Source organism: Tsukamurella paurometabola DSM 20162, assembly GCF_000092225.1.
GTDB classification, from domain to species: Bacteria; Actinomycetota; Actinomycetes; order Mycobacteriales; family Mycobacteriaceae; genus Tsukamurella; species Tsukamurella paurometabola.
The window spans coordinates 2,884,126-2,910,836 of sequence record NC_014158.1 but is presented as its reverse complement, the minus strand read 5'-3'; the positions used below and the strand labels follow the sequence as shown (position 1 = coordinate 2,910,836).

Sequence of the window (26,711 nt, the reverse complement as noted above, 5' to 3'; positions counted from 1 at the left end):
GGCTCCTTGCGCGGTAGGTTGTCGGCATGGCGATCAACGAGTCCCTGGAATTCGATATCGACGCGCCGGTGTCGCTCGTGTTGGACACCCTGGCCGACGTCGAGGCGCTGCCGGACTGGTCGTCCGCACACAGCAACGTCACCGTCGTCGAGCGGGACGCCAACGGCCGGCCCAGCGTGGTCGACGCCTCGGTGGGATTGTTGATGTTCAGCGACGACCTCACCTTCGACTACGTCTTCACCGATACCAGTTGCAAGTGGGACACCCGCAACGAGGGCACCGCGGTACGCAGCCAGGGCGGCATCTACGAGTTGTCCAGCGCGGGCGATGCCCAGACCCACGTCAAGGTCACCATGTACCTCGATCCGAAGGTCAAAGCGCCCGGCTTCGTGGTGAAGAAGGGCATCAAGATCGCGATGGACATCATCAAGAACGGCCTGAGCAAGGAAGTCCTCAAGCGCAAGGCCGCCGCCTGACCCGAGATCCGGGCGGCTGCGGATGAACGGGTTCTCGACACGGGGGTAGGTTGTCGCCATGGCAATCAACGAGAAGGTCGAGTTCGACATCGACGCCCCCGCCTCGCTCGCGTACGCGACGCTGCTGGACGTCGAGGCGCTCCCCGAGTGGTCGTCCTCCCACAAGAGCGCGACGGTCGTCGAGCGCGATGCCGCGGGCAACCCGAGTCTGGTGAAGGTCGAGGCCGGACTGATGGGCATCAGCGACAGCCTCACGTTCCGCTACGAGTTCACCCCGGAGACGAAGGTGGCATGGCAGTCCGAGGGCGAGGGTATGGCGGTGAAGTCGCAGGGCGGCTTCTACCAGCTCACGCCGATCGGCGACGACAAGGTGCACGTCGTGGTCGACATGCACATCGATCTCAAGGTCAAGCTGCCCGGCTTCGTCGTGAAGAAGGGCGTGAAGATGTCCGCCGAGATCGCCTCGAAGGGCTTCACCAAGGAGGTCCTCAAGCGGAAGGCAGCGCAGTGACCGCGGCGGTCACACCCGCACCCACGGCGCTGTTCAGCAGCGTCGACGATGTGGCCGCCGCCCTGCGCGAGACCGGCTACATCCCGTCGACCGCCACCGCGACGGCCGTCTTCCTCGCTGACCGCCTCGGCAAACCGTTGCTCGTCGAGGGACCGGCGGGTGTCGGTAAGACCGAACTCGCCCGCGCCTGCGCCCAGGCCCGCGCGGCCCGGTTCGTGCGGCTGCAGTGCTACGAGGGCATCGACGAGGCGCGTGCCCTGTACGAGTGGAACCACGCCAAGCAGATCCTCCGCATCCAGTCCTCCGGCAACGGCGGTGATTGGGACGACACCAAACAGGACGTCTTCTCCGAGGAGTTCTTGCTCCCGCGGCCGCTGCTGCAGGCGGTCCGGGAGAGCGGGCCGTCGGTGCTCCTGATCGACGAGGCCGATAAGGCCGATCTCGAGTTCGAGGGATTGCTGCTGGAGGTGCTCTCCGACTACGCGGTGACGGTGCCCGAACTGGGCACCATCGTCGCCGAACGTAAACCGCTGGTGTTCCTCACTTCCAATGCCACCCGCGAGCTGTCCGAGGCGCTCAAGCGGCGTTGCCTGTACCTGCACATCGATTTCCCCGACGCCGAGTTGGAGCTGTCGATCATCCGCAGCCGGGTGCCCGATCTCTCCACCGAGGTGGCGCAGCAGTTGCTCCGGGTGATCGCCACACTGCGTGGTCTCGACCTGAAGAAGAAGCCCTCGGTCTCCGAAACCCTCGACTGGTGCCGCACCCTGCTCGCGCTCGGCGTCACCGGCTCCGCCAACGGTTCCATCGACAAGGCCGCGCTCGCCGCGACGCTCGGTGTGGTGCTCAAGCACCAGGTCGACATCGAGACCGCGTCGGCCGCATTGGGGTTGTAAAGCGATGACCACACACGCCGGGACCCCGCTCGACGGCCACCTGCACGCGTTCGTACGCGCGCTGCGCGGCAAGGGCATGTCGATCGGGCCCGGTGAGGCCATCACCGCGGCCGAGGTGCTGACGGTGCTCGACCTCGCGGACCGCAGCCAGCTCCGTGAAGGCCTCGCGGCGGTGCTGCTGCGGGAGCAGATGCACCGCAAGTCGTTCGACGTGATCTTCGATCTGTACTTCCCGGTCCGTGGGGGCATCGGTTTCCCCGCCGCCGGGAGCGGGAACGGCTCCGGGGGTGAGGGATGCGCAGGCGCGCCCGGCGAACCGGACCCGATGCGGATGCCCGCCGCCGATACTCCGCCCGACCCCGACGCGGTGCGTGAGGCACTGCGGCAGGAGGCCGTCGCGGCCCTCGTCGCGGGCGGCGATCACGACGGCATCGCCAGCCAGATCGTCGAGCAGCTGGGGGAGTACCAATCCGCCACCGGGACCGCGTTCTCCTCGTATCAGGCGCTCAAGGCGCTCAACCCGCAGACGCTGATCGCGGCCATCGCCAACGGCATGCTCTCGGCCGCGGGCGAAGACGGTGCCCAGCCGGGCAGCTTCGAGTACGAGTCCGCCCGCCGCGTCGCGCGCGACCGCGTCGCCGGTCTATCCGAGCGGGTCCGGGAGTTGACCTCCGTCGCCATGGCCGCCCGACGGGGCCCGGAGGCCGTCGTCGACTACGCCGCGCCGCAGCTGCCGGAGAACGTCGCCTTCTTCGCCGCCACCCGCAGCGAGCTGCATCGTATGGAGCAGACGGTGCGCCCGCTGGCCCGGCAGCTCTCCACCCGGCTGCTGGTGCGCCGGCGCCGCGCCCGCCGCGGCCCGATCGACCTGCGGCGCACGCTCCGCAAGTCCATGTCGACCGGCGGCGTACCGATCGATCTGGCGCACCGTCGGCCCCGGCCCACCAAGCCCGAACTGGTACTGCTGTGCGATCTGTCCGGCTCGGTCGCCGGCTTCTCCAACTTCACGCTGCTACTCACGCACGCGCTCAGTGCCGAGTTCTCCAAGATCCGGGTGTTCGGCTTCGTCGATTCCGTGGACGAGATCACCGACTACATCGACACCAGCCGCACGCTGACCGTGGACACCGTGGTCGACATGTTCGATCGGGTGATCCGGGAGACGAAGGTGGCACGGTTCGGCGGCTCGGACTACGGGAACATGCTGCGCACCTTCCTGAGCGACTTCCCCGACGCCGTCACCCACCGCGGCACTCTGCTCATCCTCGGCGACGCGCGCAGCAATCACACCGACCCCGCGCTGGCCGAGCTGAACGAGCTCGTCGAGCGCGCGCGGCACGCGTTCTGGCTCAATCCCGAACGAAAAGTGTCGTGGGGGACCGGTGATTCCGTTGCCGACAGGTACCGGACCGTCATCGACATGTACGAGTGCCGCACCGCGGGCCAGCTCGCGGATGTGATCGGTCGGTTGCTGCCGGTCTGAACCGGCGCCGTCGCACGCAATAGGATCAACTCTCATGCCCACCGCACGCGAGTCCAGCGCCGCCGGTAGCCGCCGCGCCGGTGACACCCGACGCCGCCGCGTCGGTGTCATGGGCGGGACCTTCGACCCGATCCACAACGGCCACCTGGTCGCGGCCAGCGAGGTGGCGGATCGGTTCGATCTCGACGAGGTGGTGTTCGTGCCCACCGGCAAGCCCTGGCAGAAGAGCGGGGTGACGCCGGCCGAGGACCGCTACCTGATGACGGTGATCGCGACCGCGTCGAACCCGCGGTTCTCGGTGAGCCGCGTCGACATCGACCGCGGCGGCGATACCTACACCGTGGATACGCTGCGCGATCTGCGGGCGCAGGCACCCGACACCGATCTCTACTTCATCACCGGTGCTGACGCGCTCGCATCGATCCTCAGCTGGCAGGACTGGGAGGAGCTGTTCGGGCTCGCCACGTTCGTCGGTGTCTCCCGGCCGGGCTACCAGCTGGCGGCCGATCACCTGACGAACGTGCCGCGGGATAGATTGTTCCTCGTGGAGGTGCCCGCGCTGGCCATCTCGTCCACCGAGTGTCGCGCGCGCGCCGACGCCGGGAGGCCGGTGTGGTACCTCGTGCCCGACGGCGTCGTGCAGTACATCGCCAAGCGCCGGCTGTACGAGAGCGACCCGGAGAACCCGGGCAGCACGCTGAACCCAGGAGGATCATGACCGCATCCGAGAACGCCCGCCGACTGTCTGCCGTGGCCGCGCTGGCCGCCGACGACAAGCTCGCCACCGACGTCGTGGTGCTCGACGTCTCCGAACAGCTCGTACTGACCGAGGCCTTCGTGATCGCCTCGGCGAGCAATGAGCGGCAGGTGAACGCCATCGTCGAGGAGGTCGAGGACAAGCTCCGCGAGATCGGCGTCAAACCCACCCGCCGCGAGGGCACCCGGGAGGGTCGGTGGGCCCTGTTGGACTTCCTCGATATCGTCGTGCACGTCTTCCACCAGGAGGAGCGTGAGTACTACGCCCTCGAGAAGCTGTGGAAGGACTGCCCGCACATCGAGGTCGAAGGGCTCGGAGAACGCACCGCGGCCGGGGACGCCGGAGACGCGCCCGAGGGCGAGTGATGCGGGTGGAGGACGGGCTCGACTCGTCGGTCGAGCGGCTCACCCCGACGGTGCGCCGGCTCATCCTGCTGCGCCACGGCCAGACCGCATCGAACGCCGAGGGGCGGATGCAGGGCCAGCTCGACACGGATCTCACCGAGCTCGGCCGCAGACAGGCCGTCGCCGCAGCCGGGGCGCTGGCCGACCGGGAGCCACTCACCATCATCAGCTCCGATCTGCGGCGGGCCCGCGATACCGCCGAGGCGCTCAGCGTGGCCACCGGTGTCGGTGTGGAGACGGACCCGCGCCTGCGCGAGACGATGCTCGGCGAGTGGCAGGGCCTGACCCACACCGAGGTCGACGCCTACATGCCCGGTGCTCGGCTGCGCTGGCGCGATGCCCCCGAGTGGGCGCCGCCCGGCGGCGAGGCCCGGGTCGACGTGGCTGCTCGGTCGTATCCCGTGGTCACCGAGCTCATCGACGCCCTGCCCGAATGGGGCGAGGCGGAACGCCCCGTGGTGCTCGTGGCGCACGGCGGCCTCGTCGCCGCCCTGACCGCCCGCCTGCTGGACCTGCCCGTATCGTCGTGGCCGGTGCTCGGGGGCCTCGGGAATTGCAGTTGGGTGCAACTCAGCGGTCACGGCGACGCGCCCCGCTGGCGGCTGGACGTATGGAATGCGTCTGCGGACGTCGAAACCGCCGCCCCCGTGCCCGAGGTCCAATGACGGAATCCACGTCGACGCTGTTCGTGCTCAGCGATTCGCTCGGCTTCTACGGCCCCGAGGGGGCGCTGCCCACCTCGGATCCGCGGATCTGGCCCAATCTGGTGGCCGCCGAGCTCGGCATGCGGTGCGAGCTGTTCGGACGCGTCGGCTGGACCACCCGGGACGGCTGGTGGTGCGTGAGCCAGGACCCGCGGGTGTGGGCAGCGATCCCGGGCGTCGATGCCGTGGTCCTCGCTCTCGGCGGTATGGACTCGCTACCCTCGCCGATCCCCACTGCCCTCCGCGAGCAGATCCGGTACCTGCGGCCCGCGTCGCTGCGCGCGCGTGCCCGCGACGGTTACGCGGTGGTGCAACGCCTCTTCGCGCCCGTCGGCTGGCCGATGGCGCTGCCGCCCGAGGTGACCGTCGACTACCTGGATCGGACTCACGCGTCGATCACCGCGCTCCGCCCGCACGCGAGCACCGCCGTGCTAGGTCCGGCGGTGCACCGCACGCGCGCCTACGCCTTCGCGCAGCCCGGCTGGACGCGTACCGACGCCGCCATGCGCGCGTGGGCCGACGATGCCGACGTGCCCTACGTGCCGGTCCGTGACCTGTGCGAGTGGTCGTTCGACCTGGGGATCAATAACATCGACGGGATCCACTGGTCGTTCGAGATGCACGAGCAGGTGGCGCAGCGGGTGCTGCGCTCGCTGCGCGCGGGAGGGGAGTAGGGCATGAGCGTGGTCGTCGTGACCGACGCCTCCGCGGCGATCGCACCGGAGCGGGTGCGCGAGGCGGGAATCCACATCCTGCCGCTGCATGTGCTCTCTTCCGAGGGCGAATTCATCGACCACGGCACCGGGTACGAGGCCGAGCGCTTCGTCAAGGAGGGGGTGACCACCTCGGGGCCGTCGGTCGGTGAGGTCCGTGAGGTGCTGGAGGCCGCGGTGGCCGAGGCGAACGGCGACGGCGTCGTCGTGATCACCATGAGCTCGCACCTGAGTTCCACGTATTCGACGGCGGTCTCGCAGGCCGCCCTCATCGACGACTCGATCACCGTGATCGACTCCCGTTGCATCGATATGGCGATGGGATTCGGCGTGCTGGAAGCCGCGCGGCTCGCCTCCACGGGCGCCACCGCCGACGAGGTGGCCGAGGCCGCGCACGCGGTGCTGGGCTCGGCGGAGGGCTTCTTCTGCGTCGCGACGTTGGACCACCTGCGCGCGGGGGGCCGGGTCAGCGCGCTCGCGGCACTGCTCGGCGGTGCCCTGCAGATCGTCCCGGTACTGCGGCTCGCGGATGGTCGCATCGTCTCCGAGCGTAAGACCCGCACCGTGAGTCGCGCCCGGGATCAGTTGGCGGCCTTGGCCTCCCAGCATCTCGGCGATCGCCCAGCCCGGGTGGCGGTGCATCATGTGGAGGCGCCCGATGCGGCGGCGAAGGTGGCCGATCAGGTGCGCTCCGAGTTCCCCCAGTTGGTGGAGTTGGTGATCGGGCCCTTCGGCGGCACGATCGCCGCGCACCTCGGTCCCGGCGCCGTGGGTGTGGCGGTGGCGCCGGCCCTCGCCGACTAACACGTCGGGCCGATAGCTCTTGCCGGAATCGGCGGGTTATCCACAGGTTCGGGGTTATCCACAGGCAGCATCGTTTCGCGCCTCGTGTTCGGGGGCCTCGGTGGGGGCCGGCCCTAGCGTGCGGGCATGGACGGCATACGGGATGGGCGCGACGGTGACGAGACGCGCGAGCATGCATACGCACGGCCCGAGTGGCTCGACGAGTTCGCGGACCCGCCGCGCGGTGCCCGCACCGACGATGACGACCCGTGGGATGCCGAACCCACGGGATGGCGTTCCACGGTCGACCGGGTGCGCACCACGCCGCGTGCGGCGCTGGCCCTGTGCGCAGTCGGCCTGGTCGCGGCTGTCGTTGCCGCGGTCGCGGTGTTCGGGTCCTCCGATGGCGGGAAGACGGGCGCGTACCCGGTGGTGGACTTCGCCGGGGCCTCGGCCTCGGCTGCACCCCGTTCCTCCGCCTCTGCGGCGGCTTCGACGTCCGCCTCGCCGCGGGAGTTGGTGGTGGCGGTGGTCGGTCTGGTCCGCGCGCCCGGCCTGCACCGGATCGCGCCCGGCTCACGGGTGGCCGATGCGCTCACCGCGGCACGCGGAACACTCGCCGATGCCGATACGGCGAGTCTGAACCTCGCTCAGCTACTCCGCGACGGCGACCAGGTGGTGGTCGGGGTCGCGGACGGCAAATCCCCGGTGAAGCTCCGGAGCTCGGTAGTGCCGGCGGGGACGGGCTCCGCGGCCGGTGGGGCATCGGCGAGCGGGCCGGCGCCGAGCGCGCAGGTGAATATCAATACCGCGAGCGCCGCGGAGCTCGACCGATTGCCCGGTGTGGGGCCGGCGACGGCTGCCGCGATCATCGCCTACCGGGAGCAGAACGGGCCCTTCAAGACCGTCGACGATCTCGGCAAGGTCGCGGGTATCGGCGACGCGAAACTCGCGAAGATCACACCGATGGCCACGGTGTGAGATGCGCGAGCACATCGACGTGCGGCTGGTGCCCGCCGCGGTGGTGGTCTGGCCGGCGACGGCCGTCGCACTGCGGTCAGTGGCCGCGGCGTGGGCCACGGCAGGTTTCCTGGTCGTCGTGGCTTCGGCTGCGGCGGTACTCGGCCGATCCTCGTCCACGGTTCGCACCGCCTGCCTCGTGCTCGTGGCCGCGACGGGTCTCGGCGCTGGAGCCGCCGCCGCGGTGGCGGTACGGGTGCACGATCGCGAGCGCGCTCCGATCGCTCACTTCGACGGCGCGGGAAGCGTTCTCGTGACGCTGGACATCGACGAGTGGCCGCGCCAGCGCAGCGGCGATCCGGGCGGTCACCTCGATGCGTCGCGGGTGCTGGTGCCCGCGACAGCCGTGTCGGTCCAGACATCCGCGACGGTGCCCGCTCGCGGCTCGGTGCTGCTGCTCGGATCCACGGTCGACCTCGGCTCCGTGGTGCCGGGAGAGCGGATCGCGATGCGCGCCACCGTGCTCCGCAGCACTCGGCCGGGGCTGGTGGCCGCCGTGCTCGTCGGTTCAGGGGAGCCGACGGTCCTCGAACGCGCCCCGCCGCATTTCCGAGCCGCCGCTCGGGTGCGTCGCGATTTCGCGGAGGTCTCGGCCGAGGCGCTCGCCGTCGATGCCGCGGGCCTGCTCCCGGCACTCGTGCTGGGCGACGAATCGCGCACCCTGCCCACGGTGCGCGCCGATTTCCAGGACTCCGGCCTCACCCACCTCACCGCGGTCTCGGGTGCGAACTTCGCCATCGTCGCGCTCTGTGTGTTGGGGATGTGTGCCGTGCTGGGGTTGTCGGTATCCGCGCGGGCCGCGGTGACCGCGGTGGCGATCGTCGCGTTCGTCGGGTTGGTGGGGCCGACGGGGTCGGTGGTGCGGGCGGCGGTGATGGGTTTGCTCGGTATCGCGGCGCTGGCATTGCGGCGTGGCAGGCAGCCGTTCTCGGCGCTGCTCGCGGCGATCGTGATACTGCTGCTGGTGCGGCCCCCACTGGCGCTGGACATCGGGTTCGCGTTGTCGGTGGCGGCGACGGCGGGCCTGATCGTATGGGCACCGGTGGTGCGGGATCGACTGGTGGTGCGGCGGGTTCCGGACACCCTCGCGGGGTTGCTGGCGGTGACGGTGGTGGCACAGGTGGTCACGCTGCCGTTGGTGCTGGCGTTGTCGGGGAGGGTGCCGCTGGGCGCGCTGCCCGCGAATCTGCTCGCGGGCCCGGTGGTTCCGGTGATCACGGTGGTGGGCACCGTGGCGGCGATGTGGTCGCCGGTGGCGCCGTTGCTTGCGGAGGTGGGGGCGCGGGCGACGGGGCCGGAGCTGTGGTGGGTGCTGCATGTCGCGCGATGGTGCGCGGAGTTGCCGGTGTTGGTCGTCCCTGGAGGGACGGTGGCGGGCCTGCTGCTGGTCGTAGGGTTCGGCCTCGTCGGTGCGATCTGGCAGCATGTGGGGCGTGGCAGAGAGCGCGCGGGTGCACGTGGTGGTGGGGACCGAGGACCTCCTGGTCGAGCGGGCCGTCTCCGCGATCGTGGAGGACGCGCGGGCGAACGCCGGTGACGGGGGAGGTCTGGGCGGTGAAGCCGTGCCGGTCACTCGTCTGCGCGCCGGCGATGTCGATCAGTCTGAGCTCGCCGAGCTGCTGAGCCCTTCGCTGTTCGCGGAGGAGCGGATCGTGGTGCTGGAGTCGGCGGCAGAGGCCGGGAAGGCGCCGGTCGATCTCATCGTCGAGGCGGCGCAGAACCCGCCGGACGGCATCACGCTGGTGATCGAGCACAGTGGCGGCGGTCGCGCGAAATCGATGGTCGCGGCACTCAAGAAGGCCGGCGCCACCATGGTCGAGGTGCCCGCCATCAGCAACGCCCGTGACCGTATGGACTTCGCGAAATCCGAGTTCCGGGCGCAGAAGGTGCGGGTCTCCGACGAGCTCGTCGAGCTGCTCGTCGACTCCGTCGGTAAAGATCTGCGCGAACTCGCCGCGGCCATCGCGCAGCTCGTCGCTGATACCGGCGGCCGGGTCGATCTGGCGGCGGTGAACCGCTACTACGCGGGCCGCGCCGAGGTCACCGGCTTCGAGATCGCCGACAAGGCCGTCGCCGGACAGGTGTCTGCGGCCATGGAGGCCCTGCGCTGGGCGCAGCACCGCGGCACGCCCCACGTGCTCATCGCCGACGCGCTCGCCGATGCGGTGCACTCCGTGGCCCGCATCCGGGGACTCGGTCGCACCCCCGATCAGTACCGGGACGCGGGGGAGCTGGGCATGGCCCCGTGGAAAGTCAAGAAGATGACTCAGGTGGCTCGCCGCTGGCGCGCCGAGAACGTAGCGCAGGCGCTCGACGCCGTGGCGAATGCGAATGCCGATGTGAAAGGGCAGGCGGCCGATCCGGACTACGCCCTCGAACTCGCGGTCCGCAGGGTTGCCACCCTCGCGAGCTGACGGTCGCCGTACCGAATCACAGGAGCCGCACCGTCGGCCCCGGATACGCGAAAACCGCGCCGATCCGGTCCCGGCTCGCGTGGTGCCGGGGGGACGGTTCGGCGCGGTGATACGCGCGTCTAGCGGAGGATCAGAGCTTGTTCAGCGCCAGTGCCAGGGCCGACTTCTTGTTGGCCGCCTGGTTGGCGTGAATGATGCCCTTGCTCGCGGCCTTGTCCAGCTGCTGGCTGGTGCTTGCGAGAAGGGTGGTGGCCTTGTCCTTGTCGCCCGCATCCACGGCTTCGCGGAAGTGGCGGATGGCGGTACGCAGCGACGACTTCGCCGACTGGTTGCGCAGGCGGTTGCGCTCGTTGGTCTTGATCCGCTTCATCTGGGACTTGATGTTGGCCACGCGTCAAACTCTCTTGTCACTCGAAAGGCAATAGAACAGTCGGTACTGACTGCCGACGTACCAGGTTACCAGCGCGGCGGGGACAACCCAAATCGCAGCGCTGCCGGGGCGAACGCCGCCTAGCCGAAACCTTGCCACGGCATGAACGAGTGCGCTGCCGAATCGGGCGTAGTACGGCACGATATGGCGAGTGACCCCGCAGAAACAGGCCAAGTCCCATACCCGGCGACCGGCCGCCCCCCGACTGTCCGACGACGCGCGGCTGTTCGCGGGATACGACGACGCCCCGTCGTTCGGCGCCGCCTTCGATGAGATGTTCGCCGATGACGGCACGGTCCGCTCGCCCTACAAGCGAGTCTTCGAGGCACTCTCGTCGGCCGACGAGTCCGACCTCGCCGCCCGCGTCGATGCCCTCGGTGCCGCGTTCATCGACCAGGGTGTGACCTTCTCGCTCGAGGGCCGCGAGCGCCCCTTCCCGCTCGACCTGGTGCCCCGCGTGATCGCCGCCGGCGAATGGAACCGGCTGGAGAAGGGCATCAAACAGCGCGTTCGGGCGCTGGAGATGTTCCTTGACGACATCTACTCCGAGCAGGAGATCCTGCGCGACCAGGTGGTGCCCAAACGCCTGGTCACCTCGTGCGCGCACTTCCATCGCCAGGCAGCCGGCATCCGCCCGCCGAACGGCGTGCGGATCCACGTCGCGGGTATCGACCTCATCCGCGACGCCGAGGGCACTTTCCGCGTGCTGGAGGACAATCTGCGCTCCCCGTCGGGCGTGAGCTACGTGATGGAGAACCGCCGAACCATGGCGCAGGTCTTCCCCGACCTGTTCCTGCGCCACCGGGTGCGTGCCGTCGGCGACTACAGCTCCCACCTGTTGCGCGCGCTGCGCCGCTCCGCCGCCTCGAACGAGGCCGACCCCACGGTCGTGGTGCTCACGCCGGGTATGGCGAATTCCGCCTACTTCGAGCACTCCCTGCTCGCCCGGCAGATGGGTGTCGAACTGGTCGAGGGCCGCGACCTGTTCTGCCGCGACAACGTGGTCTACATGCGCACCACCGGCGGTGAGCAACAGGTGGACGTGATCTACCGTCGCATCGACGACGATTTCCTCGACCCCATGCAGTTCCGGCCCGACTCGGTGCTCGGCGTGGCAGGCCTGCTCAATGCCGCCCGCGCGGGCAATGTGGTGATCAGCTCGGCGGTCGGCAACGGCGTGGGCGACGACAAACTCACCTACACCTACGTGCCCGAGATCATCGACTACTACCTCGGCGAGAAGCCCCTGCTGCAGAACGTCGACACGCTGCGCTGTTGGCTCGACGAGGAACGCGAAGAGGTGCTCGACCGGATCGACGAACTGGTGATCAAACCGGTCGAGGGGTCCGGCGGCTACGGCATCGTCTTCGGCCCCGACGCCAGCGACAAGGAGCTTGCGACCATGCGGCGCAAGGTCGCCGCCGATCCGCGCGGCTGGATCGCGCAGCCGGTCGTCCAACTCTCGACGGTGCCCACCAAGATCGGGGAGAGCGCCCGTCCGCGTCACGTGGACCTGCGCCCGTTCGCGGTCAACGACGGAGACGATGTGTGGGTGCTGCCCGGCGGCCTCACCCGCGTCGCCCTCCCCGAGGGCTCGCTGGTGGTGAACTCCTCGCAGGGCGGTGGCTCCAAGGACACCTGGGTGCTCGCGGCGCGATCGTCCGTCGCGGAGGCCGAGCTGGAGGGCGAGGCGCTGGTGCCCTCCCGCGATCTGGCCGAGCAGCCGCACGTGGAATTGGGGCCCGATCTGAGCCAGCAGGATCAGCAACAGCAACAGGCGACCTGGACGGAGGCACCGCATGCTCGCGCGTAACGCCGAAGCGCTGTACTGGATCGGCCGGTATTCCGAACGCGCCGACGACACCGCCCGGATGCTGGACGTGACCGCCCACCAATTCCTGGAGGACGCCACCGTCGACGAGGACCGGGTCTCACGACAGTTGGTGCGCGTGTTGGGCATTCCGGAGCCGCCCGCCGATCAACCCCTCGACCTGCGGTCGGTGACCGAGGTGGTGGCCTACAACCGGGATCCGGGCAGCGGTTCGATCGCCGCCACCATCTACGCGGCGCGCGAGAACGCCCGTGGCGCGCGGGAGGTCACCAGTTCGGAGATGTGGGAGTGCCTGAACTCCACGTACAACGGGCTCGCCGAACGTGAGCGCGCGGCGCGGCGCCTGGGCCCGCACGAGTTCCTCAACTACATCAAGAATCGGGCCGCCATGTTCTCCGGCCTCACCGACTCCACGCTCTCGCGAGACGAGGGCTATCGGTTCTTGTTGCTGGGCAGGTCGATCGAGCGGATGGACATGGCGATCCGGCTGCTGCTCTCCCGCGCCGGCGACCGCGCCAGCTCGCCCACCTGGGTCACGGTGCTCCGCGCCACCGGCGCGCACGACACCTACCTGCGCACCTACCGCGGCGTCCTGGACGCCAGCCGGGTAGTGGAGTTCATCCTGGTGGACAGGTTGTTCCCCCGTTCGGTGATCCACGCGCTCACCACCGCCGAGGATTGCCTCAGCGCCATCGAGGGCGGCCGCGAAGGTCGGCTCGGAACCCGCACCGAGGCTCAGCGTCTCCTGGGGCGGGCGCGTGGTGAGCTCGAATTCCTCGCTCCCGGTGAACTACTCGATGACCTGCAGCGGCGCCTCGTCGCTCTGCAGGAACTGGGACATGAGGCCGGTGAGGCGATCACCGCCCGCTATTTCCACGTGACGCCGTACGTGGCGTGGACCGATGCCCGCGCCCGCGGCGACATCGACACCATCCTGGAGGGGGAGCTATGAGCTGGCGTCTTCGCGTGGTGCACTCCACCGGATTCGGTTACAACGCGCCCGTCACCTCGTCGTACAACGAGGCCCGGCTCACGCCGCGCAGCGACCAGCGGCAGAACGTGATCCTCAATCGCGTGGAGACCGTGCCCGCCACGCGTGCGTATCGGTACACCGATTACTGGGGCACTGCCGTCACCGCGTTCGACCTGCACGCCCCGCACACCGCGCTGGAAGTGACGGGTGCGTCGGTGGTCGAGACCGAGGCACCCGAGCCCGCCGAGGAGTCGGTGGGCTGGGACGAGCTGCAATCGGCTCGCGTGCGCGACCGCTACGACGAGCTGCTGGGCTTCACCGATTATGTTCCGCGGCATCGCAAGCTGGGTGCGCAGGCGAAGAAGCTGGTGAAGGGGCTCAGCCCGGATGAGGCGGTGCTGGAGCTGTGTCGCTGGGTGCACGGCGAATTGGACTACGTGCCAGGTACCACCGGCGTGCATTCCTCGGCGATCGACGCCTGGGACGAACGCAAGGGCGTGTGCCAGGACTACGCCCACCTCACGCTGCTCATGCTGCGTAGCGTGGGCATCCCCGGCCGCTACGTCTCCGGCTATCTGCACCCGCATCGGGAGGCTGAGATCGGCTCGACGGTGGCGGGGGAGTCACACGCCTGGATCGAGGCATGGACGGGGCATTGGAACGCCTACGACCCCACCAACGACGTCCCGATCGGCGAACGCCACGTGTCCGTGGGTGTGGGCCGCGATTACGCGGATGTGCCGCCGCTCAAAGGCATCATCGCCGGCGGTGGCGCTTCCGATCTCGATGTGGTCGTGGAGATCACCCGCCTCGCATGAGCGCCGTGACGATGATCCGGACGGCCGCGCTGAGCGGTGTCGCCGACTACGCCTACGCCGCCACCGCGCCGAAGGACGCTCGCCTGATCTTCCTCGCGGGTGCCTGCCCGCTCGAGCTCGACGGCAGTACGGCCGCGGTGGGTGACTACGCCGGGCAGGCGGCGAAATGCGTGGACAACCTGCGCACCGCACTCGATGCGGCGGGCGCCACGCTCGCGGACGTGATCACCACCCGCGTCCTGGTGGCGTCGTCACAGCAGGCGGACCTCGTAGCCGCCTGGGAAGTGGTGCGAGCAGCGTTCGGCGACCACGATGTGCCGAGCACGCTGATGGGCGTCACCGTGCTCGGCTACGACGACCAATTGGTCGAGATCGAGGCCGTCGCGGCCGTGGTGGACTGACTCAGCTCCAGCCGTAGTCCGCACGCAGCCGGGCGGCCACCAACTCGAACCGGGTGCGGTCGAGCACCGAGCCTTCTCGGCGGATGCCGTCCTCGGGAACGTCGAGAACGCGGTCCAGGCGCACCCAGGAGGGACGCCGATCGTCGTCCCAGGTGCCGGTGCCGATCGACACCCACTCGGGGTCGCCATCGTGTTTGGCCTGGCTGGACAGCATGAGACCGAGCAGCGACGCACCCGATCGCCCGACCACCAGCACGGGGCGGTCCTTGCCCTGGCCCGCGTTGGGGCCGGTGGTCTCCTCGAACTCCACCCAGGTCCACACCACCTCACCCGGATCGGCCCGGCCATCGAGCTGCGGTGCGTAGGCGATGGCACGCGCCATCAGCTCGGTCCGCGTGGACGTGCGGGTCACCGGCCGCCCCGGGGTGAACTCCTTCGCCGGAGCGGCCGGCTGCTCCAGCCCGAGCGCCTGGTTCACGGTCTGCGTCACCACCTGCGTGAGCGCCTCGCGTCCCGCCCGCACGGGGGCGCTGTCGAGGACCTGGCCTGCGAGCCGGGGGCCGTGCTCGCGGGCGAGCTTGCGGGCTACGGCCGCGAACCTCGTGAAATCGTTCGCCATGATCCCCAGGATAGGACCAATCAGCCCGCGGTGATCAGCTCCGCGCAACGCTCGCCCACGAGCATCACCGTGATGTTCGGATTCACCGTGGTGTGCTCGGGGAACACGGACGCGTCCGCGACCCGCAGGCCCGCGGTGCCCTTGACCCGGAGCTCGGGATCCAGTGGGGAGAGCGGATCGTCGGCCGCGCCCATCCGAACCGTGCCCACCGGGTGGTAGACGGTGTTGTGCGTGCGCCGGATGTAGTCTGCCAATTCCTCGTCGGTCTGCGCCGCCGGACCGGGGTACAACTCTCGCTTGACCCACTCGGTCAACGGTGCCGACGCCGCGATCTCGCGGGCCTTGCGGATGCCGGCGATCATGACCCGCAGGTCGTGCCCCTCCGGGTCGGTGAAGTAGCGCGGATCCACCCGGGGTTTATCCCGGAAGTCCCGGGTCCGGAGCCGGACGGTGCCGCGCGAGCGCGCGTGCGTCACATTCGGGGTGAGGCAGAAGGTGTTCTCCGCGGTCGGGTATCCCTGGCGCACGGTGTGCATATCGAACGGGACGCTGCCGTAGTGCATCATCAGATCGGGCCGATCCAATCCGTCCTCGGTGGTGGTGAAGATGCCGATCTCCCACCACTGCGTGGATTCACGCACCATGGGCATGGTGGTTTCGAAGCCGATGACCCCCTCGGGATGGTCCTGCAGATGCGAGCCCACCCCGGGCGAATCGACCAATACATCGATGCCGTTCTCGCGCAGGTGATCCGCCGGACCGATGCCCGATAGCATGAGCAGCTTCGGCGAGTCGATGGCGCCGGCGCTGAGTACCACCTCACGGTCGGCGTGTACCCGGGTGGTGCGGCCGAAGGCGTTGTCGGTGATGTCCACACCGGTCGCGCGTGGTGTCTCGCCGGAGGTGTCGAACACGATCTCCTTGGCCCACGCTCCGGTGCGGATCGTCAAGTTCGGGCGGTCGAGCGCGGGGTGCAGATAACTCACCGACGACGACGAGCGGGTACCGTCGGCACGGCGGTTGATCTGGAAGAAGTTGGCGCCGTTGGTCACCGTGTGGTCATCGTTGAAGGTGGTACGTGGAATACCCACGCGCTCACAGGCATCGAGCAGGGCCACGCCGCACGGATCGTTCGGCGGTACCGTCATGATGTGTACCGGACCCGACCGGCCGTGGTGCTCACCCGGCGCGTCGTTGGTCTCGATCTGGGGATAGATCCGGTACACCGAGTCCGCACCCCAGCCGACCGCGCCGTGATCACGTTCCCACGCGTCGAGGTCCTCGCGCGGCGCCCAGAAGGCGATGCAACTGTTGTGGGAGCTGCAGCCGCCCAGCACCTTCGCGCGGGCATGCCGCATGAAGGAGTTGCCGTTCTCCTGCGGCTCGATGGGGTAGTCCCAGTCGTAGCCGGACTCCAGCAGCTCCATCCACCGGTCCAGCCGCAGGATCGCCTCGTCGCCGACGTCCGAGGGCCCCGCCTCCAGCAGGCACACGGTGACCGCGGGATCCTCCGACAGCCGGGATGCGACCGCAGCGCCGGCCGAGCCGGCGCCGATCACCACGTAGTCGTAGGTCTCGTTGGCGTGGGTCGAGCTCACAGATCATCCTTCCGCTCGGCGAACCATCCGGTCACGGACGGCCGCAGGTTCTCGTACACGTGCTTGGCCTCCAGGTACTCCCCGAGACCGGTGGGCCCGAGCTCCCGGCCGATGCCGGAGGCGCCGAATCCGCCCCATTCGGCCTGGGGCAGATAGGGCCCGAAGTCGTTGATCCACACCGTGCCGTGCCGCAGCCGCCGGGCCACACGGCGTGCGCGGCCGCCGTCGGCGGACCACACCGCCCCGGCGAGGCCGTACTCGGTGTCGTTGGCGATGGCCACGGCCTCGTCCTCCGTGCGGAAGGTCTCGACGGTGACGGTGGGACCGAAGGCCTCATCGTGGACGCAGGCCATCGAGGGATCGCAGCGATCGAGGATGGTCGGCAGGTAGAAGAAGCCGTCGTCGAGCGCGCCCGACCCCTGATCGCCCGTGGCGAAGGCCCCACCGGTGCGCACCACGGCACCGTCGGCACGGGCCCGCTCGACGTAGGCGTGCACCTTGTCCCGATGCGCCGCCGAGATCAGCGGCCCGGTCTCGGTGCCGTCGGCGAACGGTAGGCCCTGGCGAATGCCCTCGGCCCGACGCACGAGTTCGTCGACGAAGACGTCGTGCACCGTCTCCTCGATCACCAGGCGGGCGCCCGCGGAACAGACCTGGCCCGAGTGCAGGAAGGCGGCGTTGAGCGCGTTGTCGACCGCGGCGGCCAAGCCCTCCGGGGTGGCGCAGGAGTCCGCGAAGATCACGTTCGGGTTCTTGCCACCCAGTTCCAGCGCGACCTTCTTCACGGTGCCCGCGGCGTTCGCGGCGATGAGCCGGCCGGTCACCAGCCCGCCGGTGAACGAGACGAGATCGACGTCGGGGTGCGTGGACAGCGGCGCACCGGCGCCGGCTCCCGCACCGAGCACCAGGTTCGCCACCCCGTCCGGCAGGCCTACCGTCTGCAACACCTGCATCAGCAGGATCGAAGTGTGCGGGGTGAGCTCGGAGGGCTTGAGCACGAAGGTGTCTCCCGCAGCGAGGGCCGGTGCGACCTTCCACGCGGCCTGCAACAGCGGGTAGTTCCACGGCGTGATCAGCCCGCACACGCCCACCGGCTCGTACACGATCTGAGAGCTCACATCGGCCGAGCCGGCGTCGACCACCCGGCCGGCGTCCTGCGCGGCGAGCTTGCCGAAGTAGCGGAAGCAGGCGGCGATATCGGCCATGTCGATCTCCGATTCGGAGAGCCTCTTGCCGGTATCCAAGGTTTCGGCGCGGGCGAAATCCGCCACGCGGCGGTCGATCTCGTCGGCGACGCGGAGCAGCAGGTCGCCGCGCTCGGCAGCCGGAGTATGCGGCCACGGCCCGGTGTCGAAGGCGCGACGGGCCGCGGTGATCGCTGCCTCGGTGTCGACGGCGGTGGCTTCGTCGACGACGGCGACCTCGGTGCCGTCGGCAGGGCACACGATCGTGCGGGTGCCGCCCTCGGCGGCGTTGCGCCATATCCCGTCGATGAAGAGTGTGGGTTCGGTCATGCGGGTGTCCCTTCCGGTTCGGTGCTGGACTCGGGAGTGGAGTCGCTGGATTCGGAGTAGTGATCGACGGCGGACCGCCGCAGGTGGAGATATCCGAGGTGACGCTCGTACTGGTCGAGGATGTCGCCGATGATCTGCTCGCGGGTATAGCCGTTGAGCGTGTAGCCCTGCGAGCCCTCGGCCAGATAAACCTCACAGCGGAAGTACCGGTCGGCGGAGCGCTGCGCGAGCACCGCGTAGCTCGGCGCCGGCGCCGAGACGGGCCAGACGCAGTACTCGAAGTGCGGTTCACCGGCGAGATCGACGCGGAGCGTCGGCGACGGCAGCGATTCGCTGCGCCCGGATTCGTCGACGGTGGCGGTCATCCCCTCACCGTCGAAGACCGCGCGCACTTCCCGCATGGCCGGAGCCACGGTGTTCTCCAGGAAGCGTTGCGTCGCTGCGCGTCCCGGATAGTGGATGGTCGACAACAGCCGACGCCGCCAGCTTCCCGGTTCGGTGGGTCCGCGGCCCGCGGCCAGCGACTTCGGCAGGGCTGCACGGTAACTGTCCAGCTTGTAGGACTCGGTGTGCAGCGCGCGCACGAGGGACAGTCCCACCAGCCCGAGGATGAACGAGAACGGCAGGCCCATGATGATCGTGGCCTTCTGCAGTGTCTCGATCGATCCTTCGTTGCCGGCGAACAGCATCGAGAGGGTGAGCAGGCCGATCGCGAACGACCAGAAGATGCGGGTGCTCCGGGCACAGTCGGCCATGGGGTCGGACAGTTTCGAGGTGAAGTTGCCCATCACCAGTGATCCCGAGTCGGCGCTGGTCACGTAGAACAGCAGTCCCGTGAAAGTGGCGATGGCCAGCAGAATCGGTGCGCCGGGGTATTTCTCGAGCAGCGAGTAGAAGCCGACCTCGGGTGCGGAGGCGGTGGCCTCGGCGAAGTCCTTATCGCCGCGCGCCACCTCGAGAGCGCTGTTGCCGAATACCGAGATCCACACCAGGATGAAGCTGAACGGCACCACGAGTACACCGAAGATGAACTGGCGCAGAGTACGTCCGCGCGAGATCCGTGCCAGGAACAGGCCCACGAACGGCGCCCAGGCCACCCACCAGGCCCAGAAGAACAGGGTCCACGAGTTCAGCCAGCCGCGCGCATCGCCCGCGGTCTCCGGGTTGACCTGGTCCCAGGCGAAGGTGTCCATGGTGCGATCGAGGAACGTGGACAGGTAGTCGCCGGTGTTCTGCACCAGTCCGTTGAGCAGGAAGTCGGCTCGCCCGGCTACCAGGATGTACACCAGCATCGCGACCGCCATGATCACGTTGAGCTCGCTGAGCCGCCGGATTCCCTTGTCCACGCCCGTCGTCGCGGAGACCGTGGCGATCACCACCGACAGCACGATGAGACCGATCTGCGCCGCTTTGCCCTGCGGAATGCCGAACAGCTGGTGCAGACCGTAGTTGAGCTGCACGATGCCGATACCCAGCGATGTGGCGATCCCGAAGATCGTGCCGAGCACGGCGGCCACATCGACCGCGTCGCCGAACCGGCCGTGCACGCGCTTGCCCAGGATCGGATACAGCGCTGCGCGGATGGTGAGCGGAAGGTTATGCCGGAAGGCGAAATACGCGAGGGCTCCGCCCATCAGCGCGTACATCGCCCATCCGGTGAGGCCGTAGTGGAACACCGTCCAGGTGACCGCCTCGCGCGCCGCGTGGTTGGTTTCGCCAGCGCCCACCGGCGGATTCAGGTAGTTGCTCACCGGTTCCGCGACCGAGAAGAACATCAGGTCGATGCCGATACCCGCCGCGAACAGCATCGCGGTCCAGGTGAACAGGTTGTATTCGGGTCGTGATTCCTCGGGGCCCAGGCGGTATCTGCCGTACCGACTCACCGCGATGAACACCACCACGCCCACGATCACCGTGGCCAGCAGGAAGTACCACCAGCCGAACCAGGTGGTGATGAAGTCGACCACGCCGCTGATCACGCCCTCCGCGGTCCCGGGAGAGGCGAGCGCCCAGAGGGCGAAGGCCAGAACCGAGCCGGCGGCGGCGAAGAAGACTCGGCGGTTCAAGGAGCTCGTCGGTGTCGAATCGTCGTCTACTGGTTTCGATGTGTGTGAGGATTCAGGATCACTCATGTGGTTCAACGCTACCGTGGTTGGTGTGCACCCGGACCTACTCGGGGGTTCTCCCCACAGTTCAGGCGGCGCGTCGTGACGGAGATCCGCAGGTACCGTGCCTCCGATCGAGCCGCGCTCGACGCCCTCTTCCTGCGCGCCGGCGCCGGATCGCCGTCCGGGGTGCTGTGGGGCCACGCGGAGTCCGAACGCGCGGTCTATCTCGACCCGTACATCGATCACTGCGCCGACACGGTGTACGTCGCCGAGGACCGCGGCGACATGGTCGGATACCTCACTGGATGCCCACCCGGGTCGACTCTGCCACCGGAGGACGACCGGATCGTCGGCGCGCTGATGCGCCCCGCCGTACTCCTGCGACCCGCAACAATGCGCTTCCTCGGACGTGCCGCCGTCGATGCACTGCGATCCCGGGGTGAGGGGGCGTCGTCGGGTGAGCTGCGAGACCCGCGCTGGCCCGCACACCTGCACATCGACCTCCTACCCGAGGCTCGCGGGACCGGGGCGGCGCAGGCGCTCATGGACGCGTGGCTGGCACGGCTGGACGGTGCCGGCTGCTACCTCCAGACGCTCGTCGAGAACCCGCGGGCGGTGCGCTTCTTCGACCGTGCGGGGTTCGTCCCGCACGGTCCGACACCGACGGTGCCGGGCGTGCGATACCTCGGTGCGCGCGTGCACCAGCTCACCATGGTGCGGCCGTCAGGCGGGGCATGAGAAACTGGAGGGTGACCTGTGCCGGGAAACCGGCCCACCGCCCGAGGAGTGAGTCAGATTCCCAGCTTCGCCGACGAGACGTTCACGGACCCCGCACGGATCCGTAACTTCTGCATCATCGCCCACATCGACCACGGGAAGTCCACCCTGGCCGACAGGATGCTGCAGCTCACGGGCGTGGTGGAGGAACGCGCCATGCGGGCCCAGTACCTCGACCGGATGGATATCGAGCGCGAGCGCGGCATCACCATCAAGGCGCAGAACGTCCGCCTGCCGTGGAAGGTGGGGGATGAGCAGTACGTCCTCCATCTCATCGACACCCCCGGCCACGTGGACTTCACCTACGAGGTCTCCCGCGCGCTGGAGGCCTGCGAGGGTGCCGTGCTGTTGGTGGACGCGGCCCAGGGCATCGAGGCGCAGACGCTGGCCAACCTGTATCTGGCGATGGACAAGGACCTGGAGATCATTCCGGTTCTCAACAAGATCGACCTTCCCGCTGCTGATCCGGATCGCTACGCCGACGAGATCGCGCACATCATCGGCTGCGAGCCCGACGACGTCCTGCGCGTCTCCGGTAAGACCGGCGAGGGCGTGGGTGCGCTGCTGGACCGCGTGATCGAGCGGGTGCCCGCGCCTGTGGGCGATCCCGATGCGCCGGCCCGGGCGATGATCTTCGATTCGGTCTACGACACCTACCGCGGCGTGGTCACCTACATCCGTGTGGTCGACGGCAAGATCATCCCGCGCGAGAAGATCAAGATGATGTCGACCGGGGCGACGCATGAGCTGCTGGAGGTGGGCATCGTCTCACCGGAACCGAAGGCGACCAAGGGGCTCGGCGTCGGTGAGGTCGGCTATTTGATCACCGGCGTGAAGGACGTGCGGCAGTCGAAGGTCGGTGACACCGTGACCACCGCGCGGGGCGGCGCCGAGGAGGCGCTGACCGGGTATCAGGAGCCGCGACCGATGGTCTACTCGGGCCTGTATCCGGTGGACGGGTCCGATTACCCGGCGCTGCGCGAGGCGCTGGACAAGCTACAGCTCAACGACGCCGCGCTGACCTACGAGCCGGAGACCTCCGTGGCGCTCGGCTTCGGATTCCGGTGCGGCTTCCTGGGCCTGCTGCACATGGAGATCACTCGCGAGCGGCTGCAGCGCGAGTTCGGGCTCGACCTGATCTCCACCTCGCCGAACGTGGTCTACCGCGTGGTCGGCGAGGACGGCAAGGAGCAGATCGTCACCAATCCATCGGACTGGCCCGACGGCAAGCTGCGCGAGACCTACGAGCCGATCACCAAGACCACGATCATTGCGCCCAGCGAGTTCGTCGGCACGATCATGGAGCTGTGCCAGGCGCGCCGGGGCGAGCTCGGAGGCATGGACTATCTGTCGGAGAGTCGCGTCGAGCTGCGCTACACGCTGCCGATGGCCGAGATCATCTTCGACTTCTTCGATTCGCTGAAGTCGCGCACCCGCGGTTACGCCTCGCTCGACTACGAGGAGGCCGGTGAGCAGCAGTCCGATCTGGTCAAGGTCGACATCTTGCTGCAGGGTGAGGCCGTCGACGCGTTCAGTGCGATCGTGCACCGCGACGGCGCACAGGCCTACGGCAACAAGATGACGGTCAAGCTCAAGGAGCTGATCCCGCGCCAGCAATTCGAGGTGCCGGTGCAGGCCGCGATCGGCTCGAAGATCATCGCCCGTGAGAACATCCGGGCGATCCGCAAGGACGTGCTGGCCAAGTGCTACGGCGGCGATATCAGCCGTAAGCGCAAGCTGCTCGAGAAGCAGAAGGAAGGCAAGAAGCGGATGAAGACGATCGGCCGGGTCGACGTCCCGCAGGAAGCTTTCGTAGCGGCGCTGTCTTCGGATGCCTCCGCGGATAAGCCGAAGGGCAAGTAACCGCCTCCTGTGTCCCGGCGGTGGACGTACGCCACTCAGGCCCTCTCATGCCTCGGCGCCTGGACGTTCAGCCCATTGCGGGCATATCGTGATCTACGTCACATTGGCCGACCGCGGAGGCGGCGGCCGATCGGACAGGGTGAGTATCGCGCGGAAGTGATCCGGGCACACCGGCAATGCCGATCCGCCGGTGCGGGTCGGCGTTCTCGTCTGTGCATCCTCTGCGGTTCCTCAGGGTAACCCGTGATGAACTAACTCCATCGGCCATTCGGATGGGTGGTAACGATCTGTTTCCGTTGTGCGACAAGGTGATCAGCGTCATACGACGCGGGCCGTCACGCAACGGCGGCCGTCCGAGATCGACGGAACGGGGAGTTTCATCATGAGGAAGATTGCACTGGCGGCGGCATCCATCGCAGTGGCGAGCGCCGCATCATTGATCGCGTCCCCCGCGGCGAACGCGGTATTCATTCCGGTGGTCGACTTGCAGGTGACGGGTGGAATCTCGTGCGGCGGACAGCTGCCCGGACGGGCCGAGACCAACTCGCAAACCGATCACGGCTACGTTCGCAATAACGGCAACGTGCCAGCGCAGAACGTATGGCTGGGCTTCGGCGGAGGCGGTGGCGACGGTCGCGCGAGCCTGGCGCCCGGACAGGGCTTCGCGGTGACGCGCACCGTGCCCACCTGGGGATGCCCCTTCCGGGCTACCTGGGCGCACACCGCTACCAGCTCGTTCGACATCAACTATTCGAACAACTACTTCGTCGCGCGGAACTGACCGGCTCTCCGGGCGCCGCCTCGGACCGCGTCTCACCGACGGAAGGTCCGAGGCGTCGGTCAGGCCAGCACCGCCTCCAGGCCGAGGAATTCGCCGTACCCGCGCGCGACCCGGCTCAACCCCCGCATGTTCGCGGCGGAGATCCTGGTGAACGGCTCGACGGTGATGGACACCCGTGTGGTCGTGGCCTTGCGACTCCAGGTTCCCACGATCTCGCCGTCGATCACGACGATCGGCTTGAACACGCCGTTGCGGCCGGGAACGATCCGGCTGAAGAAGGATTCGTCCAACTGCGGTGCCCGCGAGCCGTATCCGATGATGTACTCATCGAACCCGGGAAGCAGGAGAGGCGTGCGGAGCGCTTCCGACACCTGGTCGTCGTCAATGTCGGCCGCGCCCGCAGCTAGCAGGTACTCGGTACCGGCGAGGGTGATTCGCTCCAGGGCCGAGCCCGCCGCCTCCAGTCCTGCGTCGACGCTGCCCATGGCGAGGTAACACCATTTGCCGATGTCCTGCCGGGTCACGGGGCCGCGGCCTCGAACGAACCGGGTCACCGCCTCGCCCAGGGCGTGTTCCGGTTCTCGGCGGTCGGTGATCCACTCGTCCGCCAGGGCGAAGCTGTCCGCCTTCGAGCGAGGATCGGCGAACACGATCGCCATGAGCTCGGTCAGGTCCCGCAGGACGTGACCGGTCTGCGTACCGTCGAGCTCGATTCCCGCTGTGGCGCAGGCCTCGACGAGCTCCGGCCGGGTCCGGGTGCGCCCGCCGGCCAGTGCCGCACGGATCACCCGCTCGGCGTTCGCCATCGTGGTCTCGGAGATCCCGAGGTCGGGGCGCCGCTTCTTCGCCTCCGCACGGGAGCGCTCGGTGAGCAACGCGCTGAGCCAGTGCAGGTCTTCCGGCGCCGCAACCTGGAGAGTGCCGCGGGCGGGCCGGTTCCGCACGATCCGCCGCTCCGCGAGATCGGCGAGCACTGCGGCATCGTCGGGACGATCGGCGGCCCGCAAGGACAGTCCGAAACGCACGGCCGCGGCATCCTGGGCCTGCATGGCGAGCATTCCGCGCGCTACATCGGGCGCGGTGCGCCACTGCCGCACGCCCGGCACGAGTCCCTGCGCGCGCAGTCGGAGGGCGCGGATCATCCGGATCTCGGGATCGACGGTGGCCATGGATCCGGATCATGCCACGGTGTCGGCCGGGCGTAGCGTGGAAGGCGTGTGGAACACCTGGCTCACGCGCGCACTGGACATCGATCTGCCGATCCTCGGAGCACCGATGGGTGGCCGGGCGGGCGGGGAACTCGCGGGACAGGTGACCGCCGCGGGCGGTCTGGGCATGATCGGGGCCGCCCGGTACGCCACGCCCGGGTGGATCGGCGAACAACTGCGAGTGATCGGCGCGGCCGCCGGCGACGATGCGCCGCTCGCCTTCGGCTTGCAGACCTGGTCGCTCGGCGACGGCGAGCTACTGGACGCCGTGCTGGCGGCGAAGCCGAAACTGGTGTCCCTGTCGTTCGGTGACCCGGCGCCCTACGTGGAGCGCGTCAAAGATTCCGGTGCCGTGGTGATCTCGCAGATCAATACGGTCGAAGACCTACGTGAGGTCGAAGCGGCCGGAGTCGACGCCGTGGTGGCGCAAGGCGGTGAAGCCGGCGGTCACACGGGCCGGATCGCCACGCTCCCGCTCCTGCAGGAGGTGCTGGGTGCCACCGACCTTCCGGTGCTCGCCGCGGGCGGTATCGGCACCGGCGCGGGCCTCGCCGCGGTACTCGCTGCGGGCGCACAGGGAGCGTTGGTCGGCACCGCGTTGCTGGCGTCGCCGGAGACCGTCGGACCCGATTACGCGATCAAGGCGCTTCTCGAAGCACGGAGCACGGACACGGTGTACACCGATGTCTTCGATAAGGCTCGGCACCAGCCCTGGCCCACCCGGTGGTTCGGGCGCGCGCTCAGCAACGACTTCACCGACCGGTGGCACGACGGCGACGGAGTCGAGGCCTCGTCCGGCGCGGAGGAGGAGATCAGTGCCAGCTACGACGGTGACGATCCCCGCAACGGTGTCGTCTATGCCGGCCAAGGTGCGGGGCTGGTCGACTCGGTGAGACCCGCACGCGAGGTGATCGAGTCGATCGTGGCCGATGCCGAGCGCCGGCTGCGGGCCACAGCGGAATTGTTCGACGCGTGATCAACCCGGTGGCGCCCAAGGTGCCCGCGGTGAAACTCGCGGCACTCGACGACGGAGACGTCGCGGACCTGGTTCCGGGAGAGACCTACGACCGGGTGCGGTTCGCGGACGCGGTGGTCGAGGATCGCGACCTCGGCGGGATCACGTTCAGCGAGTGCGAACTCGCCGACTGGGAACTGCGCGACACTGCGCTCGCCGATGCGGCCCTGTTGGAGACGCGCATCGCGCGGATCTTCGCGACGGGATTCTCGGCGCCGCGGGCATCGTTGCGGCAGGTGGAGTTCGACGGTGCGCGAATCGGCGCGATGGAGTTGTTCGACGCCAAGATCCGGTCGGTCACCGTGCGCGACAGCCGACTCGGATTCCTGAACCTTCGCGGCGCCGACATCCGCGATGTGCGGTTCGTCGACTGCGTGCTGGACGGGCTCGATCTCGGCGATGCTTCCGCGATCCGGGTCTCGTTCGACGGATGCTCGGTGGGGGATCTGGATGTGACCCGGGCGACGCTGCAGCACGTGGATCTGCGCGGCCTGCGGATCGAGCGGATCCGCGGTGTGGAGGGCATCGCCGGTGCCACGATGTCGCCGATGCAGGTGATGGGGCTCGCCGAATCGTTCGCCGCCCACCTCGGAATCTCCGTCACCGATTGACCA

At 68.8% G+C, this 26,711-nt stretch carries 27 protein-coding genes; 21 read left to right on the top strand and 6 right to left on the bottom strand.

Features of this window, described 5'->3' with window-relative positions:
• Positions 1-26: 26 nt before the first annotated feature.
• The 12 genes from TPAU_RS14070 to holA all read left to right on the top strand — a co-directional run bounded on the left by TPAU_RS14070 (position 27) and on the right by holA (position 10,161).
• The gene (locus TPAU_RS14070; protein ID WP_013127424.1) at positions 27-476 is read left to right on the top strand and encodes an SRPBCC family protein; all 450 of its coding nucleotides are present in this window, start codon (positions 27-29) and stop codon (positions 474-476) included.
• 58 nt (positions 477-534) lie between these two features.
• Positions 535-987: an SRPBCC family protein gene (locus tag TPAU_RS23580; RefSeq protein WP_013127423.1), complete on the top strand. Its 453-nt coding sequence runs from the start codon at positions 535-537 to the stop codon at positions 985-987.
• Complete coding sequence (locus TPAU_RS14060) at positions 984-1,883, top strand: AAA family ATPase (RefSeq protein WP_013127422.1); 900 nt, start codon at positions 984-986, stop codon at positions 1,881-1,883. Before TPAU_RS23580 ends, TPAU_RS14060 begins: the two co-directional genes overlap by 4 nt.
• Positions 1,884-1,887: 4 nt before the next feature.
• On the top strand, positions 1,888-3,366 hold the full coding sequence (locus TPAU_RS14055) for a vWA domain-containing protein (RefSeq protein WP_013127421.1): 1,479 nt from the start codon (positions 1,888-1,890) through the stop codon (positions 3,364-3,366).
• Positions 3,367-3,400: 34 nt separating this feature from the next.
• Positions 3,401-4,084 (top strand): nicotinate-nucleotide adenylyltransferase, encoded by a 684-nt coding sequence (gene nadD, locus TPAU_RS14050; RefSeq protein ID WP_013127420.1) that lies wholly within the window; start codon positions 3,401-3,403, stop codon positions 4,082-4,084.
• Positions 4,081-4,488: a ribosome silencing factor gene (gene rsfS, locus TPAU_RS14045; RefSeq protein ID WP_013127419.1), complete on the top strand. Its 408-nt coding sequence runs from the start codon at positions 4,081-4,083 to the stop codon at positions 4,486-4,488. The genes nadD and rsfS overlap by 4 nt, the downstream gene beginning before the upstream one ends.
• The gene (locus TPAU_RS14040; RefSeq protein ID WP_013127418.1) at positions 4,488-5,192 is read left to right on the top strand and encodes a histidine phosphatase family protein; all 705 of its coding nucleotides are present in this window, start codon (positions 4,488-4,490) and stop codon (positions 5,190-5,192) included. The genes rsfS and TPAU_RS14040 overlap by 1 nt, the downstream gene beginning before the upstream one ends.
• Positions 5,189-5,905, top strand: a complete 717-nt coding sequence (octT, locus tag TPAU_RS14035) for a diglucosylglycerate octanoyltransferase (protein WP_013127417.1) — start codon at positions 5,189-5,191, stop codon at positions 5,903-5,905. Before TPAU_RS14040 ends, octT begins: the two co-directional genes overlap by 4 nt.
• A gap of 3 nt (positions 5,906-5,908) precedes the next feature.
• The gene (locus TPAU_RS14030) at positions 5,909-6,748 is read left to right on the top strand and encodes a DegV family protein (protein WP_013127416.1); all 840 of its coding nucleotides are present in this window, start codon (positions 5,909-5,911) and stop codon (positions 6,746-6,748) included.
• Between the two features lie 126 nt (positions 6,749-6,874).
• Positions 6,875-7,708, top strand: coding sequence for a helix-hairpin-helix domain-containing protein (locus TPAU_RS14025; protein ID WP_013127415.1), 834 nt, complete (start codon positions 6,875-6,877; stop codon positions 7,706-7,708).
• Position 7,709: 1 nt separating this feature from the next.
• Positions 7,710-9,284 (top strand): ComEC/Rec2 family competence protein, encoded by a 1,575-nt coding sequence (locus TPAU_RS14020; protein WP_013127414.1) that lies wholly within the window; start codon positions 7,710-7,712, stop codon positions 9,282-9,284.
• Entirely contained in the window at positions 9,181-10,161 is a 981-nt protein-coding gene (gene holA / locus TPAU_RS14015; RefSeq protein ID WP_083773852.1) for a DNA polymerase III subunit delta, read from the top strand. The genes TPAU_RS14020 and holA overlap by 104 nt, the downstream gene beginning before the upstream one ends.
• A gap of 130 nt (positions 10,162-10,291) precedes the next feature.
• On the opposite strand, the gene rpsT is transcribed toward holA, so the two are convergent.
• Positions 10,292-10,552, bottom strand: coding sequence for a 30S ribosomal protein S20 (gene rpsT / locus TPAU_RS14010; protein WP_013127412.1), 261 nt, complete (start codon positions 10,550-10,552; stop codon positions 10,292-10,294).
• Positions 10,553-10,865: 313 nt separating this feature from the next.
• On the opposite strand from rpsT, the gene TPAU_RS14005 reads away from it, so the two are divergent.
• From TPAU_RS14005 to TPAU_RS13990, 4 genes are read left to right on the top strand one after another with little or no spacing between them, the layout of a single operon-like run.
• Positions 10,866-12,404, top strand: coding sequence for a circularly permuted type 2 ATP-grasp protein (locus tag TPAU_RS14005; RefSeq protein ID WP_245537927.1), 1,539 nt, complete (start codon positions 10,866-10,868; stop codon positions 12,402-12,404).
• On the top strand, positions 12,391-13,374 hold the full coding sequence (locus TPAU_RS14000) for an alpha-E domain-containing protein (RefSeq protein WP_013127410.1): 984 nt from the start codon (positions 12,391-12,393) through the stop codon (positions 13,372-13,374). Before TPAU_RS14005 ends, TPAU_RS14000 begins: the two co-directional genes overlap by 14 nt.
• A complete protein-coding gene (locus TPAU_RS13995) occupies positions 13,371-14,213 on the top strand; it encodes a transglutaminase family protein (protein WP_013127409.1) in 843 nt (280 codons plus the stop codon). The genes TPAU_RS14000 and TPAU_RS13995 overlap by 4 nt, the downstream gene beginning before the upstream one ends.
• Positions 14,210-14,614 (top strand): RidA family protein, encoded by a 405-nt coding sequence (locus TPAU_RS13990; protein WP_041944442.1) that lies wholly within the window; start codon positions 14,210-14,212, stop codon positions 14,612-14,614. The genes TPAU_RS13995 and TPAU_RS13990 overlap by 4 nt, the downstream gene beginning before the upstream one ends.
• 1 nt (position 14,615) lies before the next feature.
• Here the strand turns inward: TPAU_RS13990 and TPAU_RS13985 are convergent, their stop codons facing one another.
• Genes TPAU_RS13985 through betT form a run of 4 tightly spaced genes read right to left on the bottom strand, consistent with a single transcriptional unit; the run spans position 14,616 to position 20,477 of the window.
• A complete protein-coding gene (locus TPAU_RS13985; RefSeq protein ID WP_013127407.1) occupies positions 14,616-15,233 on the bottom strand; it encodes a type II toxin-antitoxin system PemK/MazF family toxin in 618 nt (205 codons plus the stop codon).
• A gap of 20 nt (positions 15,234-15,253) precedes the next feature.
• Positions 15,254-16,831: a GMC family oxidoreductase gene (locus TPAU_RS13980; RefSeq protein WP_013127406.1), complete on the bottom strand. Its 1,578-nt coding sequence runs from the start codon at positions 16,829-16,831 to the stop codon at positions 15,254-15,256.
• A complete protein-coding gene (locus tag TPAU_RS13975; RefSeq protein WP_013127405.1) occupies positions 16,828-18,345 on the bottom strand; it encodes an aldehyde dehydrogenase family protein in 1,518 nt (505 codons plus the stop codon). The genes TPAU_RS13980 and TPAU_RS13975 overlap by 4 nt, the downstream gene beginning before the upstream one ends.
• A complete protein-coding gene (betT, locus tag TPAU_RS13970; protein ID WP_013127404.1) occupies positions 18,342-20,477 on the bottom strand; it encodes a choline BCCT transporter BetT in 2,136 nt (711 codons plus the stop codon). Before betT ends, TPAU_RS13975 begins: the two co-directional genes overlap by 4 nt.
• A gap of 75 nt (positions 20,478-20,552) precedes the next feature.
• Here betT and TPAU_RS13965 point away from each other — a divergent pair, with 75 nt between their 5' ends.
• The 3 genes from TPAU_RS13965 (at position 20,553) to TPAU_RS13955 (ending at position 23,874) form a co-directional block, all read left to right on the top strand.
• A complete protein-coding gene (locus TPAU_RS13965) occupies positions 20,553-21,191 on the top strand; it encodes a GNAT family N-acetyltransferase (RefSeq protein ID WP_013127403.1) in 639 nt (212 codons plus the stop codon).
• 48 nt (positions 21,192-21,239) lie between these two features.
• A complete protein-coding gene (gene lepA / locus TPAU_RS13960; RefSeq protein ID WP_147291095.1) occupies positions 21,240-23,093 on the top strand; it encodes a translation elongation factor 4 in 1,854 nt (617 codons plus the stop codon).
• Between the two features lie 382 nt (positions 23,094-23,475).
• Positions 23,476-23,874: a hypothetical protein gene (locus tag TPAU_RS13955; protein WP_013127401.1), complete on the top strand. Its 399-nt coding sequence runs from the start codon at positions 23,476-23,478 to the stop codon at positions 23,872-23,874.
• Positions 23,875-23,933: 59 nt separating this feature from the next.
• On the opposite strand, the gene TPAU_RS13950 is transcribed toward TPAU_RS13955, so the two are convergent.
• Entirely contained in the window at positions 23,934-25,043 is a 1,110-nt protein-coding gene (locus TPAU_RS13950; protein WP_013127400.1) for a winged helix DNA-binding domain-containing protein, read from the bottom strand.
• Here TPAU_RS13950 and TPAU_RS13945 point away from each other — a divergent pair.
• Both TPAU_RS13945 and TPAU_RS13940 read left to right on the top strand, forming a co-directional pair.
• Positions 25,042-26,058: an NAD(P)H-dependent flavin oxidoreductase gene (locus TPAU_RS13945; protein WP_049825997.1), complete on the top strand. Its 1,017-nt coding sequence runs from the start codon at positions 25,042-25,044 to the stop codon at positions 26,056-26,058. The two genes, TPAU_RS13950 and TPAU_RS13945, sit on opposite strands and share 2 nt — an antisense overlap.
• Positions 26,055-26,708 (top strand): pentapeptide repeat-containing protein, encoded by a 654-nt coding sequence (locus TPAU_RS13940; protein ID WP_013127398.1) that lies wholly within the window; start codon positions 26,055-26,057, stop codon positions 26,706-26,708. The genes TPAU_RS13945 and TPAU_RS13940 overlap by 4 nt, the downstream gene beginning before the upstream one ends.
• Positions 26,709-26,711 lie beyond the last annotated feature (3 nt).